Source organism: Citrobacter sp. Res13-Sevr-PEB04-36, assembly GCF_015672735.1.
Taxonomy (GTDB): Bacteria; Pseudomonadota; Gammaproteobacteria; order Enterobacterales; family Enterobacteriaceae; genus Citrobacter.
On record NZ_JADABY010000031.1, the window covers coordinates 29,875 to 46,625 of the forward strand.

Below are 16,751 nucleotides of genomic sequence, written 5' to 3' on the forward strand. Positions count from 1 at the left end.
TTATCGCCTGAGGTTATCATTAGCCCACGAGACCGCTTGCGTACGATTCTTGACAGCTATCTTTTTGAAAAGATTATAAAGATGTGTTTTAACCGTATTTTCACTGATAAACAGTGAGCGTGCGATTTCAATATTTGAGGCGCCGATACGCAGTTTATTAAGGATTTCTTTCTCACGATGCGTGAGTAGTGCCGACTCTGTACTGTTATAACGATAGTTTCCAGAATGCGTGATCAAGTAGCTGGCGAGTTTTTGCGAAAAGTAGCATTCGCCTCGCAAAACGCCCTGTAGTCCATTCACAACACGCTGTTCATCTTCAGCTGCGTAAAACACACCATTGATATGCGGCCAGTTTTCAATATCCCGGTAAGGATAATCATCGGGTGTATTCAACAATAAAGTCTTTATATTGTTGTTTTTTCTACTTAAGTTATCTTGCCAGTAATGGATCAGTTTTTTATCTGCCTCCATCATATCCAGTAAAACAATACAGCTGGCGGAAATATCGTCCAGAGAACGTTGAATATTATGTAGTTTTCCGGTGAGCGCCAGTGATTGCTTTAAATGTTGTAATAATGCAGTTGCCTGCAGAGACGGTTTTGTGATCAACAATAATGTATGACCATGAATACTATGGACTTCATTAAACATGATGAAACTCCACTTTTATAGTCGCACACCTGACAGCTGTCTCTACTAAAATAGAGGCACCAGAAGTACTGACAGATGTTGCACTGCTGTGTAGAAATAAAATATCGACCCAAAGGGGTGAAAATATTAAAACAAATGGACTTCAACTGATTTCAATCTAGCTATTACAAATCTTAAAGCAAGTGTTAAACTTGTTACATAATGTAAATTTATATATTAAAATGTGATTTTATGGTTTTTATTGAGTTTAGATTTGATAGGAAAGTTGTACACTTTACTCTTATTGCATAGATTTAAAAAATCATACAAATTATATTAATCAATTGATTTATAATGTTTTTATTTATAGTTCTTTCGTTTTAGTATTCTAATGAATTCTTGATTTTCTGTCTCACTTTACGTTGGGACATTTTCGACAGAAAAAAATGATGTTTGTCACGACTTGTGCCGAGACCTATCAACATGGGGAGGTGCGAGGCGCTTGAAAGCGCTGAAGACTGCCTTTTTCTCTTACTGCATAGAAATGCAGACCCCACAATAAGTCAGAAATAAAATGTATACGGATAACAGCGATATTGGCTGCTAATTAGTACTTTGGGGTGAATCTGAATATAAAAATACCACTCGTGGGTGAGTTATTTAAAATGTTTCAACGGACATACTCTTCATCGTAACGTGGCGTTAACAAAAATAAGCTACGTTAACAACAAAACTTGAGTGGTAAATAATTTAACTTCATGTACGACCAGGTCCAGGTGACAACATGAAAAACAAGTTGTTATTTATGATGTTTACAATACTGGGAGTGCCTGGGATTGCATCCGCAACAAGTTATGATATGGCTAATTCAGAATATAACTTTGCGGTAAATGAATTAAGTAAGTCTTCATTTAATCAGGCAGCCATTATTGGTCAAGTAGGCGCAGGAAACAGTGCCAATACACGCCAGTCGGGCTCGAAGCTATTGTCAGTCATTTCGCAAGACGGTTCAGGCAACCGAGCGAAAATAGATCAGGCAGGATCATATAACTTTGCATATATAGATCAGGCGGGTAGTTCCAATGATGCGAGTATAAAACAAGGTTCTTACGGTAATACAGCAATGATTATCCAGAAAGGTTCTGGTAATAAAGCGAATATTACCCAGTACGGTACACAAAAAACAGCAGTTGTGGTGCAGAGACAGTCGCAAATGGCCATTCGCGTAACTCAACGCTAATCCATTAACGACGTTTAAATCAATCCGATGGGGGTTTACCATGAAACTTTTAAAAGTGGCAGCATTCGCAGCAATCGTAGTTTCTGGCAGTGCTCTGGCTGGTGTTGTTCCGCAATGGGGCAGCAATAATCATCATAATGGCGGTAATAACTTTGGCCCTGACTCATCAATGAGTATTTACCAGTATGGTTCTGGCAACATTGCGAATGCGCTGCAAAGTGATGCTCGTAAATCCGATGTGACCATCACTCAGCATGGCCGTGGTAACGGTGCAACAGTCGGACAAGGTGCTGATGACAGTACCATTAGTCTGAAACAATCAGGTTTTAGCAACAGTGCTGATATCAATCAGTGGAATGCTAAACGCGCGGATATTAGCGTAACCCAGTACGGTGGTCGTAACGGTGCGGTGGTTAATCAGACTGCGTCTGATTCCAACGTTCTGGTTCGTCAGGTTGGTTTTGGCAACAACGCTACGGCTAACCAACATTAATTTAGTCTTCTGATTGAAAAAAAACAGGGCGAAAGCCCTGTTTTTTTTCGGGAGAATAATATGCATACGCTATTACTTATTGCCGCACTGTCAAATCAAATCACGTTCAATACAACCCAGCAAGGCGAAATGTACACCATTATTCCTCAGGTAACGTTAACGCAACCCTGCGAGTGTCAGGTACAAGTCTTTGCTATACGTGAAGGAAAAGGGGGGCAAAGCCAAACACAACAGAAAACAAGCCTTTTGGTCCCTGCTAATCGGCCGATTGATTTAACTAAACTGAGCTTTAATATTTCAGCCGGGGATTCAGTAAAAATTATTGTCACCGTTTCGGATGGGCAATCGTTGCATCTCTCACAGCAGTGGTCAGACTCATCCAGCCATTCTTGATGCGTTGAGATATTTGCATTATGGGTGTGGCTGGGAGCGCATTGCTGTTCTATGAATATAGAAACATGAATGTGTTTTTATCGGGTCGTTAATCGCAGCGGTGAAGGATCAGACCGATCTCTCAGATGGTTAATCATTGAGGAACCTTTATGTGTACTTTAGCGAAGAGAATTCTAAGTATCGGCATAGGTTTTTTTTCTCTTTTTACAGTCTCCGTAAGTGCTCAACAAATCTCAGCAGGCGGGATTATTCGTTTTCGTGGTGAAATAGTGGAACCGCCTTGTGAAGTCAGCACCCATCAACAACAGATTGAAATGTCATGTATACGCGACGGCAAGATGCACAATAGTCGCTTCAACGCGCAACAGGTGACGACGGTCAGTCAGCGATTTAAGCAAATTGCGGCGGTGAAAATGCACTATCTTAATGAGCAGAAAAATCTCGCTATTCTGCATATTGAATATAAATGAATCGTTATGGCGTAGATATGCACAGGTATCGTTAAAAATTGAGATTTCCTGGAAAACCCTGCTGTACACTGAGTTGAGGGTGTTTTGTCAGGGGAAACTTATGCAATCGCGTGTTCATGTGTTAAAGGGCGACATTACGACGATCGTTGTTGATGTTATCGTCAATGCTGCCAATTCGTCATTATTGGGAGGCGGCGGCGTGGATGGGGCAATACATCGAGCTGCTGGCCCTGCATTGCTAGAAGCCTGCAAACTGGTTATTCAGCAGCAGGGGGAATGTCCGACCGGCCATGCGGTAATCACTCTGGCGGGTAATCTTCCTGCGAAGGCGGTGATCCATACCGTAGGACCTGTGTGGCAAGGGGGCGATCATCACGAAGCAGAACGTCTCGAAGAGGCTTATTTAAATACGCTGCAACTGGCCTTAGCCAATGGCTATCAGTCCATTGCTTTCCCGGCGATCAGTACGGGTGTGTATGGTTACCCGCGTGCTGCAGCAGCAGAAATAGCCGTGAACACAGTGTTGAAGTTTACTACCCGTCGGGCGCTACCGGAGCAAATTTACTTCGTCTGTTTTGATGAAGAAACCACCCAGCTATATAACAGATTACTCACCCAGCAAGGCAATGATAATCCGGCCTGATATGACACGACTTGAGCGTGCGATTACACCTCTTTGCGTTAGCCATCCTGAACTGTGCGGCATTCTTGCGCTGGATGACAGTCTGGATGCGTTTGCCGCCCGCTATCGGTTAACCGAAATGGCAGAACGCTCCCTGGATGTACAGTATTACATCTGGGAGAACGACATGTCCGGGCTGCTGCTGTTTTCGGTTCTGCTGGCCGCAGCGAAACGCGGGGTGCGGGTCCGTCTACTGCTGGACGACAACAATACGCCGGGGCTGGATGACACGCTGCAATTGCTGGATAACCACCCAAATATTGAAGTCCGCCTGTTTAACCCTTTCTCTTTTCGCATATTGCGCGCCGTGGGCTATTTAACCGATTTTGCCCGGCTTAACCGTCGCATGCACAATAAAAGCTATACCGCCGACGGGGTGGTGACGCTTGTTGGCGGGCGCAATATCGGCGACGCCTATTTTGGCGCGGGCGAACAACCGCTATTTTCTGATTTGGATGTTATGGCCGTAGGGCCAGTGGTGAAAGACGTCGCGGATGACTTTGAACGTTACTGGCAGTGTCAGTCCGTTTCAACACTCAAAAAAGTGCTCTCACTGTCAGAACCTGAGCCTACGCAGCGCATTGATCTGCCGGAGTCCTGGTATAACGATGATATGACTCGCCGCTACCTGAATAAGCTGGAAACCAGCCAGTTTATGGCCAGCCTCGATCGGGGAGTGTTACCGCTGATTTGGGCCAAAACACGCCTGCTCAGCGACGACCCGCTAAAAGGTGAGGGGAAGGCGCCGCGCCATTCGCTATTACCTCAGCGCTTGTTTGATATTATGGGCTCACCCACCGAGCGTATTGATATTATTTCCGCCTATTTTGTCCCCACCCGGGCGGGCGTGGCGCAACTTCTGCGTCTGGTGAGAAAAGGGGTCAAGATTGCCATTTTAACCAATTCGCTGGCGGCGAATGATGTGGCAATTGTTCATGCCGGTTACGCGCGCTGGCGAAAAAAGCTGTTGCGCTATGGTGTGGAATTATATGAGCTTAAACCGACACGCGATCGCATTACGGGCGTGCACGATCGTGGATTAACCGGTAATTCGGGTTCCAGTTTGCATGCAAAAACCTTCAGCATTGACGGGCGTAACGTGTTTATCGGTTCGCTTAATTTCGATCCGCGTTCTACGTTGCTCAACACCGAAATGGGCTTTGTGATTGAAAGTGAAACCCTGGCGGCGCTGATCCATAACCGTTTTATGCAGAGCCAGCATGATGTTGCCTGGCAGTTGCGTCTCGATCGCTGGGGACGGATTAACTGGGTTGATCGCCAGCAGGGGACTGAAGAAGTACTGAAAAAAGAACCCGCCACAGGATTCTGGAAGCGGGTATTGGTGAAGCTGGCATCCGTATTACCGATTGAATGGTTGCTCTGAACTGAACAACTAAAGTTAACCGGCTACGGCTTTGTTTTTGTCTTGCTTAACCGGGGGTTTTCCTGAAAATAGAAACTTCAGTACCGGTATCCGGAGATGAATTTCGTACAGTATCACTGCGATCCCGACCACAAACAGTAGCCCACAGAGAAAACCCAGCAGATTCGATGAGATATATGGTGTGATATACGCGCCGAAAAATAGCGTTAATGGATGGTGCACCAGATAGATAAACAGCGATGCATTGACAAAATAGGTGACGCGTGCGGACTGAAAATTCAACAAACGATAGCCGAGCGAAAAGACCACGTTAACCATCAACAGTCCCAGGACCATGGTTATTACGTATTCGGTTTCGTACATCCAGGCGTCGCCGTTGCCATAACGCTGGTTGAGCAGGTACGCCACGAAAGCCAGCCCTGCCCATAATGTGCAGCTACGCGAGGGGGTGGTAAACAGCGTTTTCAGATTGGGGTTGATGAACGCCAGCGCACCGAGCATAAAGAAAGGCACATAAAAAAGCGTTTGCATGACCACAAAATTAAACATGCCGTCGCTGAGTATAGAAGGGTAGAGGATAAAAATGGTCCGTCTGACGGCGGCATATCCCACACCAAGCAAGGCAAAAATCAGCGTTAGCTTCACCATTGATACTGGGTCAGTGCTGTTTTCCTCTTTGCTTTCTTGTGTTTTTTTCATTTGGGTGAACACCCACATGCTCACGGTCGTTAACACAACCAGAACCAGCAAAAACCACAAATGAGAAATAAGCTCCCAGGCAAGGGCGTTGTATTTATCGTACCCGCTAAGGGTATGCCAGCTGTCTGCTTTTCCCTTCACATATTGCAGCATGATAAATTGCGGCAGGGTGAGCAAAGGAATAGCGGTCAACATTGGGATCCCCACGCGTTCAACACGCACTTTCCACCAACGTTTTAATGGATAGCGTAAAAAAAGCATGTAGGAAAAATAACCCGAAATAACAAAAAACACCTGCATGCGAAACGCATGAATGAAATCGTTAAACAGGGTCAGCCACCACGACGGCTCGGCACTGTTGACGTGCCAGGTGTGTGTGGAATAGATCAATGAGATATGGAATGGGATCCCCAACAACATCAGACAGGCGCGGATGGAGTCAAGAAAGTATTCACGCGGTGGGGATACAGAGCTCATAGACAGTTACGTATTCTCAGACTTTTCGTCTTATCCCTAAGACGAATAATGGTTACATTCGAGGGCAACCCTACACGAAGTCCAGCAACCTGTCTCCAGGATAAGCACGCAAAGTGAAAACAGGTAGATGAACCTGATTAAACCATGAGCCAGCGCGCGAACAATACAGGGATTCAGTTGTCGGAATACCCGATTATCCATTAAAATGGATCGGATCAATATAAGCACACAAAGGGGGAAGTGCTTACTAATTATGAAACATAAACTACAAATGATGAAAATGCGTTGGTTGGGTGCAGCAGTCATGTTAACGCTGTACACATCTTCGAGCTGGGCATTCAGTATTGATGATGTGGCAAAGCAAGCTCAATCCTTAGCCGATAAAGGCTATGAGGCGCCAAAAAGTAACTTGCCCTCCGTTTTCCGTGACATGAAGTATGCGGATTATCAGCAGATCCAGTTTAATCACGACAAAGCTTACTGGAGCAACCTTAAGACCCCATTTAAGCTCGAGTTCTACCACCAGGGTATGTACTTCGACACGCCGGTCAAGATCAACGAAGTTACCGCTACAGCGGTAAAGAGAATCAAATATAGCCCGGATTATTTTAATTTTGGCGATGTTCAGCATGATAAAGACACGGTAAAAGATCTCGGTTTCGCCGGGTTCAAGGTGCTGTATCCGATCAATAGCAAAGATAAAAACGATGAAATCGTCAGCATGCTCGGTGCCAGCTATTTCCGCGTCCTGGGTGCTGGTCAGGTCTATGGCCTGTCCGCTCGCGGCCTCGCTATTGATACCGCCCTGCCTTCCGGTGAAGAATTTCCCCGCTTTCGCGAGTTTTGGATAGAGCGTCCAAAACCTACCGATAAACGTTTAACCATCTATGCACTGCTGGATTCCCCACGTGCCACCGGGGCCTATCGTTTTGTGATTATGCCTGGCCGTGACACGGTGGTGGATGTGCAGTCCAAAGTTTACCTGCGCGACAAAGTAGGCAAATTGGGCGTTGCGCCGCTGACCAGTATGTTCCTGTTTGGGCCGAACCAGCCTTCTCCAGCGACCAACTACCGTCCGGAACTGCATGATTCTAACGGCTTGTCGATCCACGCCGGTAATGGTGAGTGGATTTGGCGTCCGCTGAATAACCCGAAACATCTTGCGGTGAGCAGTTTTGCGATGGAAAACCCGCAGGGGTTTGGTCTGTTGCAACGTGGTCGCCAGTTCGCACGTTTTGAAGATATCGACGACCGCTACGACCTGCGTCCGAGTGCCTGGATAACACCGAAAGGCGACTGGGGTAAGGGTAAAATTGAGTTAGTTGAAATCCCGACCAACGATGAAACCAACGACAACATCGTCGCCTACTGGACGCCGGATCAACTGCCTGAACCGGGCAAAGAAATGAACTTCAAGTACACGCTGACGTTCACCCGCGATGAAGACAAACTTCATGCGCCGGATAACGCCTGGGTACAGCAGACACGTCGTTCTACCGGTGATGTCAAACAATCGAACCTCATTCGTCAGCCTGACGGCACGATTGCGTTTATGGTGGATTTTGCCGGCGCAGATATGAAAAAACTGCCGCAAGATACCCCTGTCACCGCGCAAACCAGCATTGGCGACAACGGTGAAATCGTTGAGAACACCGTAGACTACAACCCGGTCACTAAAGGTTGGCGTCTGATGCTGCGCGTGAAAGTGAAAGATGCGAAGAAAACCACTGAAATGCGTGCTGCGTTGGTCAATGCCGATCAGACGTTGAGTGAAACCTGGAGCTACCAGTTACCTGCCAATGAATAAGACAACTGAGTATATTGACGCAATGCCGCTTTCGGATATCGAGAAAGCGGCACTGCCGAAAACTGACATCCGTGCCGTTCACCAGGCGCTGGATGCCGAGCATCGTACTTACTCGCGCGAAGACGATTCGCCGCAGGGGTCTGTTAAAGCTCGTCTTGAGCAAGCCTGGCCGGACTCTTTGGCCAAAGAGCAGTTAATTAAGGATGACGAAGGGCGGGACCAGCTGCAGGCTATGCCTAAGGCAACGCGTACGTCGATGTTTCCCGATCCCTGGCGTACCAACCCGGTAGGCCGTTTTTGGGATCGTCTGCGTGGGCGCGATGTCACGCCGCGTTATCTTTCGCGTTTGACGAAAGAAGAACAAGAGAGTGAACAGAAATGGCGTACCGTCGGGACAATCCGCCGCTATACGCTTCTGATTTTAACGCTGGCGCAAACGGTCGTCGCCACTTGGTATATGAAGACCATTCTTCCTTACCAGGGCTGGGCGTTCATTAACCCGGCAGACATGATGGGGCAGGACCTGTGGGTCTCCTTTATGCAGCTGCTGCCTTACATGCTGCAGACAGGTATCCTGATTCTGTTTGCCGTGTTGTTCTGCTGGGTATCGGCGGGGTTCTGGACCGCGCTGATGGGGTTCTTGCAACTACTGATTGGGCGCGACAAGTACAGTATTTCCGCGTCAACGGTGGGGGATGAAGCCTTAAATCCTGAGCATCGCACTGCACTGATCATGCCTATCTGTAACGAGGACGTTGACCGCGTCTTTGCGGGGCTGCGAGCCACGTGGGAGTCGGTTAAGGCCACGGGCAACGCTGCGCATTTCGATGTCTATATCCTGAGCGATAGCTACAACCCTGATATCTGCGTGGCGGAACAAAAAGCCTGGATGGAGCTGATCGCTGAAGTGCAGGGCGAAGGACAGATTTTCTACCGCCGTCGTCGTCGTCGTGTGAAGCGTAAAAGCGGCAACATTGATGACTTCTGCCGTCGCTGGGGGAATCAGTACAGTTATATGGTCGTCCTGGACGCTGACTCTGTGATGAGCGGCGATTGCCTGACCGGTCTGGTGCGTCTGATGGAAGCGAACCCGAATGCCGGTATTATTCAGTCGTCGCCAAAAGCGTCCGGTATGGACACGCTGTATGCACGCTGCCAGCAGTTTGCTACGCGCGTGTATGGGCCGCTGTTTACCGCCGGGCTTCACTTCTGGCAGCTCGGGGAGTCGCACTACTGGGGTCACAACGCGATTATTCGCGTGAAGCCGTTTATCGAGCACTGTGCGCTCGCACCGCTACCGGGTGAAGGCTCGTTTGCCGGTTCAATCCTCTCCCATGACTTCGTGGAAGCGGCGTTAATGCGTCGTGCAGGCTGGGGCGTCTGGATTGCCTACGATCTGCCGGGTTCATATGAAGAACTTCCGCCAAACCTGCTTGATGAGCTGAAACGTGACCGTCGTTGGTGTCACGGCAACCTGATGAACTTCCGTCTATTCCTGGTGAAGGGGATGCACCCAGTTCACCGTGCGGTGTTCCTGACGGGCGTGATGTCTTATCTGTCTGCCCCGCTGTGGTTTATGTTCCTTGCGCTTTCAACCGCATTGCAGGTGGTGCATGCGCTGACGGAGCCGCAATATTTCCTGCAGCCGCGCCAGCTGTTCCCGGTCTGGCCACAGTGGCGTCCTGAACTGGCGATTGCGCTGTTTGCCTCGACCATGGTGCTGCTGTTCCTGCCGAAGCTGCTGAGTATTTTGCTCATCTGGTGTAAAGGGACGAAAGAGTACGGTGGTTTTATCCGCGTCACGCTGTCGCTGCTGCTGGAAGTGCTGTTCTCTGTGCTGCTGGCACCAGTGCGTATGTTGTTCCATACCGTCTTCGTGGTTAGCGCTTTCCTCGGTTGGGAAGTGGTCTGGAACTCGCCGCAGCGTGATGACGACTCCACCCCATGGGGCGAAGCGTTTATGCGTCACGGCTCCCAGCTGCTGCTGGGTCTGGTATGGGCTGTCGGTATGGCCTGGCTGGATCTGCGATTCCTGTTCTGGCTGGCACCGATTGTCTTCTCGCTGATCCTGTCGCCGTTTGTGTCGGTGATTTCCAGCCGTTCAACGGTGGGGCTGCGTACCAAGCGCTGGAAGCTGTTCCTGATCCCGGAAGAGTATTCCCCTCCGCAGGTGCTGGTGGATACGGATAACTACCTGGTAATGAATCGTAATCGCTCGCTGGATGACGGCTTTATGCACGCGGTATTTAATCCGTCATTTAACGCTCTGGCCACGGCGATGGCGACTGCACGTCACCGCGCCAGTAACGTGCTGGAGATTGCCCGTGACCGCCATGTCGAACAGGCGCTGAATGATACTCCGGAGAAACTGAATCGCGATCGCCGCCTTGTATTGCTGAGCGATCCGGTGACCATGGCGCGTTTACATTATCGCGTCTGGAACTCCCCGGATAAGTATTCGTCGTGGGTTAATTATTATCAGGGGATAGCCCTGAACCCGCTGGCGCTCAGGAAGAAATAGACCTCCTGAGAGATGAAAATACCGGCCTGGTGCCGGTATTTTTTTATGCGGATTACACTGTTAATGAGGGTTCAGGTGCGAATATTTGCGGTTGGAATCATGGTCATCTTGCTGAGCGGGTGCGGCAGTATTATTAGCCGCACGATCCCGGGGCAGGGGCACGGAAATCAATACTATCCAGGCGTACAATGGGATGTCCGCGATTCAGCATGGCGTTATGTTACCGTCCTCGATCTGCCTTTTTCGCTGGTGTTTGATACGTTGCTGCTCCCTCTGGACATCCACAATGGGCCTTATGAGTAATTATCGTTCATCCCACTCGTCAGCGGCCGTCTGACCTTCTTCGGTATCCAGAGGCGGCTCAAGCTGGAATTCGCCTTCATCCCATTCGTGGAGGGTGTTTTCCTCCAGCCATTCCTGGCGAATTTCAATCTCATCATAATCGCCATCAAAGACGCTTTGTGCTGCTTCACCGCTCAGCATCGGCAAACATTCGCCTTCCTCATCTTCGTCGGCGAAAAATTCAGCCTGCCACATGATGTCGCCATCCTGTAGCACATACTTTTGTATGTTGAGTTGCTGAACACTGGCTTCGTCAGCGTCAAGGTCGGGGTTATCAGCCAGAAACTCTTCACGGGCAGCATCAATGGCTTCTTCCAGCGTGGCATACATGGTCATCAGCATCTCCCTTTGATTTAATGAGGTATTCAGGGAAATAATAGTTGATTCTTTGATAGTGCAAGTATGAATGCACAAAAATCATTCAGTACGCTGGATCTCCCGACGTCGACGCAGGCTGTTCCATGAGTAGATAGCATTGAACAACACGACGCCTGCGGTCACGCAGAAGACGGCGCGAAAACCATAGTTGGCTGAAATAGCCGCGCCCATCAGCGGCCCCGTCACGTTGCCAATATCACGAAATGACTGGTTATAACTGAAAATACGTCCGGCTATTTGGTTGGTTGAGTTATAGACCAGCAGCGTTTGCACGGCAGGGAGCAGCGCCCCGTCGGCCGCACCCAGCAAAAAGCGCAGGACGCCGAGCTGCCAGGGCGTCTGTACAAACGACATGGGGATGAGCAACAGCACGGAAATCACCAGAGCGACGATCAGGATCTTCTCCGGGCCTATCCGGTCACCTAATTTGCCCAGCCTCGGCGCGCTGATTAAGGCTGCCACGCCGGGCACGGAAGCGATCATGCCGCTAATAAAAGCGATATTGCTGACGTTACCCGCCAGTTCCCGCACATATAACGTCAAAATGGGTGCGATGGAGCCGGTGGCGACCTGGATTATCAGGGTGGTGATAAACAGACTCAGCACCAGCTTTGGATTCTTTAATGAGCCGACAACGTCCCGAATGTGCAGCATCTCTTTTTTACTGACCGGTTGAAAATTCTCGCGGATAAAAAATAACGTCAGCATAAAACAGAGTAGCAGCACACTGGCGGTAATAAAGAAAACGGGGCGCAGTCCATACTGGTCGGCAAGCAAACCGCCTGCCAGCGGACCCAGCAATGCGCCGCTGACGCCGCCGGTTGATAACGTTCCCAGCGCCCAGCCGCTTTTATTGCGCGGAACCTGGGTGGCGATCAGCGCATTGGCATTGGGAATAAATCCACCGAGTAGCCCCAGCAGCGCACGCAGGATCAAAAACTGCCAGATATTCTGCGCCAGTCCCATCAACAGCATCACGACAGCCATTCCCAGTGCTGATCGCAGCAGCATGATTTTCCTGCCCTTGCGATCCGCAAGGCCGCCCCAGAAAGGTGAAGCGATGGCTGAAAAAAGAAACGTAATGCTGAATACCAGACCCGACCACATGTTCAGGGCACCGTGGCCCGTCACGCCAAGGCTTTCGACATACAGGGGTAAGAATGGCATTACCAGACTAAATGCCGCGCCGGTTAAAAAGCAACCGAGCCAGGCAACCGTGAGATTACGTTTCCAGTTTATGGGGACATCTGAGGGTGACATAGCGATCCGCAGTGTGGCGCGCTGTTTGCGCTATCGTTTGAAAATAAATGAGCAGACTAATTATGCGCCTGGTTGATAGTCGCTGCAATGCGCAGAGCAGTTAAACCTAAACAGTGGGGGCGAAGCGTTGCAGCCCGAGGGCTGCAACAGGGATTCAGTACAGGGAAGGGGCGCCTTCTGGGCGTGTTTTGAAGCGGCGGTGTAACCACATATATTGCTCCGGCGCCATCATGATGCATTTCTCAATAATTTTGTTCATCCACGCGGCGGTGGTTTCAGCGTCGTCCAGCGGTGGCGAACATTCTGGCGGCAGCATAATCAGCTGATACCCTTTGCCGTCGGGTTTACGACGGGGAACAAACGGTACCAGACATGCATTGGACATCCGTGACAGCATCCACGTACCTGACGTCGTTGCAGCTTGTTCCACAGCAAACAGCGGCACAAAGACGCTGGCACGCGGGCCGTAGTCGTGATCCGGCGCATACCAGACTACTTCACCTTTCTTCAGCGCTTTGATCATTCCTTTCAGATCTTTACGATCGAGCATTGATTTATTGGAGCGCATACGTCCCCAGGTTTGCAACCAGTCGAGCAGCGGGTTGTCGTTGGGGCGATACACACCGATACCGGGTTCCTGTAAACCAAACTGGCGTGCGCCCAACTCAAGCGTCAGAAAATGCAGGCCAACTAACAGGATCCCGCGCTGCTGCGCCTGAACGTCACGGATATGCTCCATGCCGATAACTTCTGTCCAGCGCATAATACGGCGGTCGGACCAAAACCAGGCCATGCCTGTTTCCAGCACGCCCATGCCGACGGACTCAAAGTTTTTTACTACCATCTGCTGGCGTTCTTGCGTATTCATTTGCGGGAAACAGAGTTCCAGATTACGCGAAACAATTTTTGCCCGGCGTTTCATTACTCGCAATGCCAGACGGCCTAATGTACAGCCCAGCTTATAGAGAAACGGATAGGGTAACTGCACGATTAACCAAAGGATGCCAATACCTAGCCAGGTTAACCAATAACGTGGATGCAGTAACGCAGCCGAGAACTTGGGTAAATTCGTCATGTCTATCCTGTCATTAAACGACCAATGCCCTGTATTGTCGCATTTTTTCGCGCGTATCAAAAATTTGTGACGGGAGAATGGCTGAGTTTTCGTCAATTGTTGTGACGTTTTTATCATGAAGTATGAAATGTAGCGTAAAATGTGTGGATGTAAATTGTCGATGTTTGCTTTATTATGCCGGCCGATTTTCATCTTTTTACTGATTGCAGGATACGTACACCATGCCAGTGTTACACAACCGCATTTCGAATGACGCGCTCAAAGCTAAAATGTTGGCTGAGTCTGAGCCGCGCATCACGATTTCGTTCTATAAATATTTTACTCTCGTTAATCCCCAGCATACCCGTGATGCGCTGTACCAACTGTTCACCGAACTGAACGTTTTCGGACGCGTATATCTGGCGCACGAAGGCATTAACGCGCAAATCAGTGTGCCGCAAAGCAAGGTTGAAGCCTTCCGTCAGCAACTGTACGCGTTTGATCCTGCGTTTTCCGGGTTGCGTCTTAATATTGCACTGGACGATGACGGAAAATCGTTCTGGGTACTGCGTATGAAAGTCCGTGAGCGAATTGTGGCGGATGGCATCGATGATCCGACTTTTGATGCCAGCAACGTCGGTGATTATCTGAAGGCGGCAGAAGTGAATGCCATGCTTGACGATCCTGAGGCGGTATTTATCGATATGCGCAACCACTATGAGTATGAGGTAGGCCATTTCGAGAACGCCATGGAGATCCCGGCAGATACGTTCCGCGATCAGTTGCCGAAAGCCGTTGAAATGATGCAGGAACATAAAGACAAAAAAATCGTGATGTACTGCACTGGCGGTATTCGCTGCGAGAAGGCCAGCGCCTGGATGAAACATAACGGATTCAGTAAAGTCTGGCACATTGAGGGCGGTATTATTGAATATGCGCGCAAAGCCCGTGAACAAGGACTTCCGGTACGCTTCATCGGTAAAAATTTTGTTTTCGATGAGCGTATGGGAGAGCGGATCTCTGAAGACGTTATTGCGCATTGTCATCAGTGTGGGGTGGCGTGCGACAGCCATACTAATTGCAAGAATGATGGTTGCCATCTGCTGTTTATTCAATGCCCTGTCTGTGCCGAAAAGCATAAAGGGTGTTGCAGCGATCTGTGCTGTGAAGAGAGTATCTTGCCGGAAGAAGAGCAACGCCGCCGTCGTGCGGGTCGTGAGAATGGCAATAAAATCTTTAATAAGTCCCGCGGACGTTTGAATACCAAACTGGGTATTCCGGACCCTGCGCAATAAAATGATGCCGGATGATATCAGCAATGTCATCCGGCATCCCTATCTGGCATAGCAGCTACGTTATTTCTGCTGAACGCCTTCCACCGAGATAATTAAGTCGACTTCCTGTGACGCAGGCCCAAGGTCGGTGGTGATGTTAAAGTCCTTCAGCTTAATTTTCCCTTGGGCCTCAAAGCCCGCGCGGGTGCCACCCCAAGGATCGCCACCCTGACCGATGAGCTTAGCGTCCAGCGTGACCGGTTTGGTGACGCCATTGAGGGTCAGATCCCCGGTGATATCCAGGTCATTACCTGTTTTCTTCACGCTGGTGGAGGTGAAGGTCGCCTGCGGGAATTTGGCGACATTGAGGAAATCTGCGCTGCGCAGGTGTTTGTCACGTTCAGCGTGATTGGTGTCAAGGCTGTTGGTGTTAATGGTGACGTTCACTTTATCGGCGGCAGGATTTTTTTCATCAAAGGTAAACGATCCATCGAAGTCTTTAAAGGTGCCGTATAGCCAGCTGTAGCCCAGATGCTGAATACGAAAATTAACAAAGGCATGTTGTCCTTCTTTGTCGATTTTGTAATCTGCCGCGATGGCCGAGCCGGTGGTAAACAGTAAAGAAGCGAGAGTCAGTCCCAGCAGGTTTTTTTTCATTTTAAGCTCCATAGTCAGATGACGATTTTCCCAACATGCGATTAAGGGTATCGTCGTTATCGATAAAGTGATGTTTCAGGGCCATCAGTCCATGCAGAAGTGACAGAACCACAACGGTCCAGGCAAGCCACAGGTGCAGGCTACCGGCGAGATCGGCCTGAGCGCCTGCGTTGGCAAGCGTGGCAGGGACCTCAAACCAGCCAAAGACGGAGATCGCCTTGCCGTCTGCGGTCGAAATCAAATACCCGCTGATGACAATGGAAAACAGCAACAGATATAAACTGAGGTGACCCAGGGCAGCAGCCATGCGTGTTAAACGAGAGTAGCTTTTCAGCGCTGGAGGTGGAGGGGAGAGCAGCCGCCAGACCACGCGTACCACCAGCCCCATCATCAGCAGCACACCGATGCTCTTATGCAGCTCAGGGGCCTGGTGATACCAGCCATCGTAATAGCTGAGCGTGACCATCCATAAACCCAACGCAAACATGCCATACACGGCAAGCGCGATAAGCCAGTGCAATGCGGCTGACACAACGCCATAGCGCTGTGGACTATTATTGAATTGCATAAGCACACCGATAAATAATTCAGAAGTGAATGAAAATGGCGTGTAAAAGACATTAATGCAACTAATAAATAACAATAGTGATGATATTTATTTTTAATTCAATAAATTTGATTTATTTGTGGATTGATCATCAGGGGATTAGTGAGAGATGATAAATGATGCTTGCTCTACTGGTGGTTGGTGGGTTTTTTAATTATTCAATTAATTGCAATAAAAATTAAGGTAATTTCAATTACTGTCAATTATTGTCAGTAAGGTAAGGTCAAAAAAACATAATATATATTACGTCCATGATCGCCAGCAGTGACCATAAAATAATGTAGAGCATAAAATGCTCGCGTATATTATTCACCAGATAGTCAACGATGCGGCGCATCAACAGTATTCCTTAAATAAAAATGGCCTCATTGACGAGGCCATTT

The 16,751-nt window shown here is 49.1% G+C and carries 18 protein-coding genes; 10 read left to right on the forward strand and 8 right to left on the reverse strand.

From position 1 onward, the window contains the following. On the reverse strand, positions 1 to 651 hold the full coding sequence (csgD, locus tag IMQ48_RS09070) for a biofilm master transcriptional regulator CsgD (protein ID WP_135322390.1): 651 nt from the start codon (positions 649 to 651) through the stop codon (positions 1 to 3). 763 nt (positions 652 to 1,414) lie between these two features. Here csgD and csgB point away from each other — a divergent pair. From csgB to IMQ48_RS09100, 6 genes are all read left to right on the forward strand, one after another. Continuing rightward, positions 1,415 to 1,870: a curli minor subunit CsgB gene (csgB, locus tag IMQ48_RS09075; RefSeq protein ID WP_196208764.1), complete on the forward strand. Its 456-nt coding sequence runs from the start codon at positions 1,415 to 1,417 to the stop codon at positions 1,868 to 1,870. Between the two features lie 40 nt (positions 1,871 to 1,910). Beyond that, a complete protein-coding gene (csgA, locus tag IMQ48_RS09080; RefSeq protein WP_196208765.1) occupies positions 1,911 to 2,363 on the forward strand; it encodes a curli major subunit CsgA in 453 nt (150 codons plus the stop codon). Between the two features lie 60 nt (positions 2,364 to 2,423). Then, on the forward strand, positions 2,424 to 2,756 hold the full coding sequence (gene csgC, locus IMQ48_RS09085) for a curli assembly chaperone CsgC (protein WP_196208766.1): 333 nt from the start codon (positions 2,424 to 2,426) through the stop codon (positions 2,754 to 2,756). 149 nt (positions 2,757 to 2,905) lie between these two features. Continuing rightward, entirely contained in the window at positions 2,906 to 3,226 is a 321-nt protein-coding gene (locus IMQ48_RS09090) for a type 1 fimbrial protein (protein ID WP_196208767.1), read from the forward strand. A 100-nt stretch (positions 3,227 to 3,326) separates the two neighbouring features. Beyond that, a complete protein-coding gene (gene ymdB, locus IMQ48_RS09095) occupies positions 3,327 to 3,869 on the forward strand; it encodes an O-acetyl-ADP-ribose deacetylase (protein ID WP_196208768.1) in 543 nt (180 codons plus the stop codon). Next, positions 3,802 to 5,292, forward strand: coding sequence for a phospholipase D family protein (locus tag IMQ48_RS09100; protein ID WP_370551840.1), 1,491 nt, complete (start codon positions 3,802 to 3,804; stop codon positions 5,290 to 5,292). Before ymdB ends, IMQ48_RS09100 begins: the two co-directional genes overlap by 68 nt. Before the next feature lie 15 nt (positions 5,293 to 5,307). Here IMQ48_RS09100 and mdoC read toward each other — a convergent pair whose 3' ends face one another. Next, a complete protein-coding gene (gene mdoC, locus IMQ48_RS09105; protein ID WP_196208770.1) occupies positions 5,308 to 6,468 on the reverse strand; it encodes a glucans biosynthesis protein MdoC in 1,161 nt (386 codons plus the stop codon). Between the two features lie 271 nt (positions 6,469 to 6,739). On the opposite strand from mdoC, the gene mdoG reads away from it, so the two are divergent. From mdoG to IMQ48_RS09120, 3 genes are all read left to right on the forward strand, one after another. Further along, complete coding sequence (gene mdoG, locus IMQ48_RS09110; RefSeq protein ID WP_196208893.1) at positions 6,740 to 8,275, forward strand: glucans biosynthesis protein MdoG; 1,536 nt, start codon at positions 6,740 to 6,742, stop codon at positions 8,273 to 8,275. Next, positions 8,268 to 10,796 carry a glucans biosynthesis glucosyltransferase MdoH gene (gene mdoH / locus IMQ48_RS09115; protein WP_196208771.1) on the forward strand — a complete coding sequence of 843 codons (2,529 nt, stop codon included), beginning with the start codon at positions 8,268 to 8,270 and terminating at the stop codon, positions 10,794 to 10,796. The genes mdoG and mdoH overlap by 8 nt, the downstream gene beginning before the upstream one ends. A gap of 63 nt (positions 10,797 to 10,859) precedes the next feature. Next, positions 10,860 to 11,099 carry a YceK/YidQ family lipoprotein gene (locus IMQ48_RS09120; RefSeq protein WP_230326353.1) on the forward strand — a complete coding sequence of 80 codons (240 nt, stop codon included), beginning with the start codon at positions 10,860 to 10,862 and terminating at the stop codon, positions 11,097 to 11,099. On the opposite strand, the gene IMQ48_RS09125 is transcribed toward IMQ48_RS09120, so the two are convergent. The 3 genes from IMQ48_RS09125 to IMQ48_RS09135 all read right to left on the reverse strand — a co-directional run bounded on the left by IMQ48_RS09125 (position 11,100) and on the right by IMQ48_RS09135 (position 13,851). Further along, entirely contained in the window at positions 11,100 to 11,474 is a 375-nt protein-coding gene (locus IMQ48_RS09125; protein ID WP_196208773.1) for a MysB family protein, read from the reverse strand. A gap of 81 nt (positions 11,475 to 11,555) precedes the next feature. Further along, positions 11,556 to 12,776, reverse strand: coding sequence for a multidrug efflux MFS transporter MdtG (mdtG, locus tag IMQ48_RS09130; RefSeq protein ID WP_196208774.1), 1,221 nt, complete (start codon positions 12,774 to 12,776; stop codon positions 11,556 to 11,558). Between the two features lie 154 nt (positions 12,777 to 12,930). Then, a complete protein-coding gene (locus IMQ48_RS09135; RefSeq protein ID WP_196208775.1) occupies positions 12,931 to 13,851 on the reverse strand; it encodes a Kdo(2)-lipid IV(A) acyltransferase in 921 nt (306 codons plus the stop codon). A gap of 221 nt (positions 13,852 to 14,072) precedes the next feature. Here IMQ48_RS09135 and IMQ48_RS09140 point away from each other — a divergent pair, with 221 nt between their 5' ends. Next, a complete protein-coding gene (locus IMQ48_RS09140) occupies positions 14,073 to 15,125 on the forward strand; it encodes a rhodanese-related sulfurtransferase (RefSeq protein ID WP_196208776.1) in 1,053 nt (350 codons plus the stop codon). A 60-nt stretch (positions 15,126 to 15,185) separates the two neighbouring features. Here the strand turns inward: IMQ48_RS09140 and IMQ48_RS09145 are convergent, their stop codons facing one another. The 3 genes from IMQ48_RS09145 to IMQ48_RS09155 form a co-directional block, all read right to left on the reverse strand. Next, a complete protein-coding gene (locus IMQ48_RS09145) occupies positions 15,186 to 15,761 on the reverse strand; it encodes a YceI family protein (protein WP_196208777.1) in 576 nt (191 codons plus the stop codon). Between the two features lies 1 nt (position 15,762). Next, entirely contained in the window at positions 15,763 to 16,329 is a 567-nt protein-coding gene (locus tag IMQ48_RS09150) for a cytochrome b (protein ID WP_196208778.1), read from the reverse strand. A 262-nt stretch (positions 16,330 to 16,591) separates the two neighbouring features. After that, positions 16,592 to 16,705 carry a YceO family protein gene (locus tag IMQ48_RS09155; protein ID WP_096757577.1) on the reverse strand — a complete coding sequence of 38 codons (114 nt, stop codon included), beginning with the start codon at positions 16,703 to 16,705 and terminating at the stop codon, positions 16,592 to 16,594. Between the last annotated feature and the right edge of the window lie 46 nt (positions 16,706 to 16,751).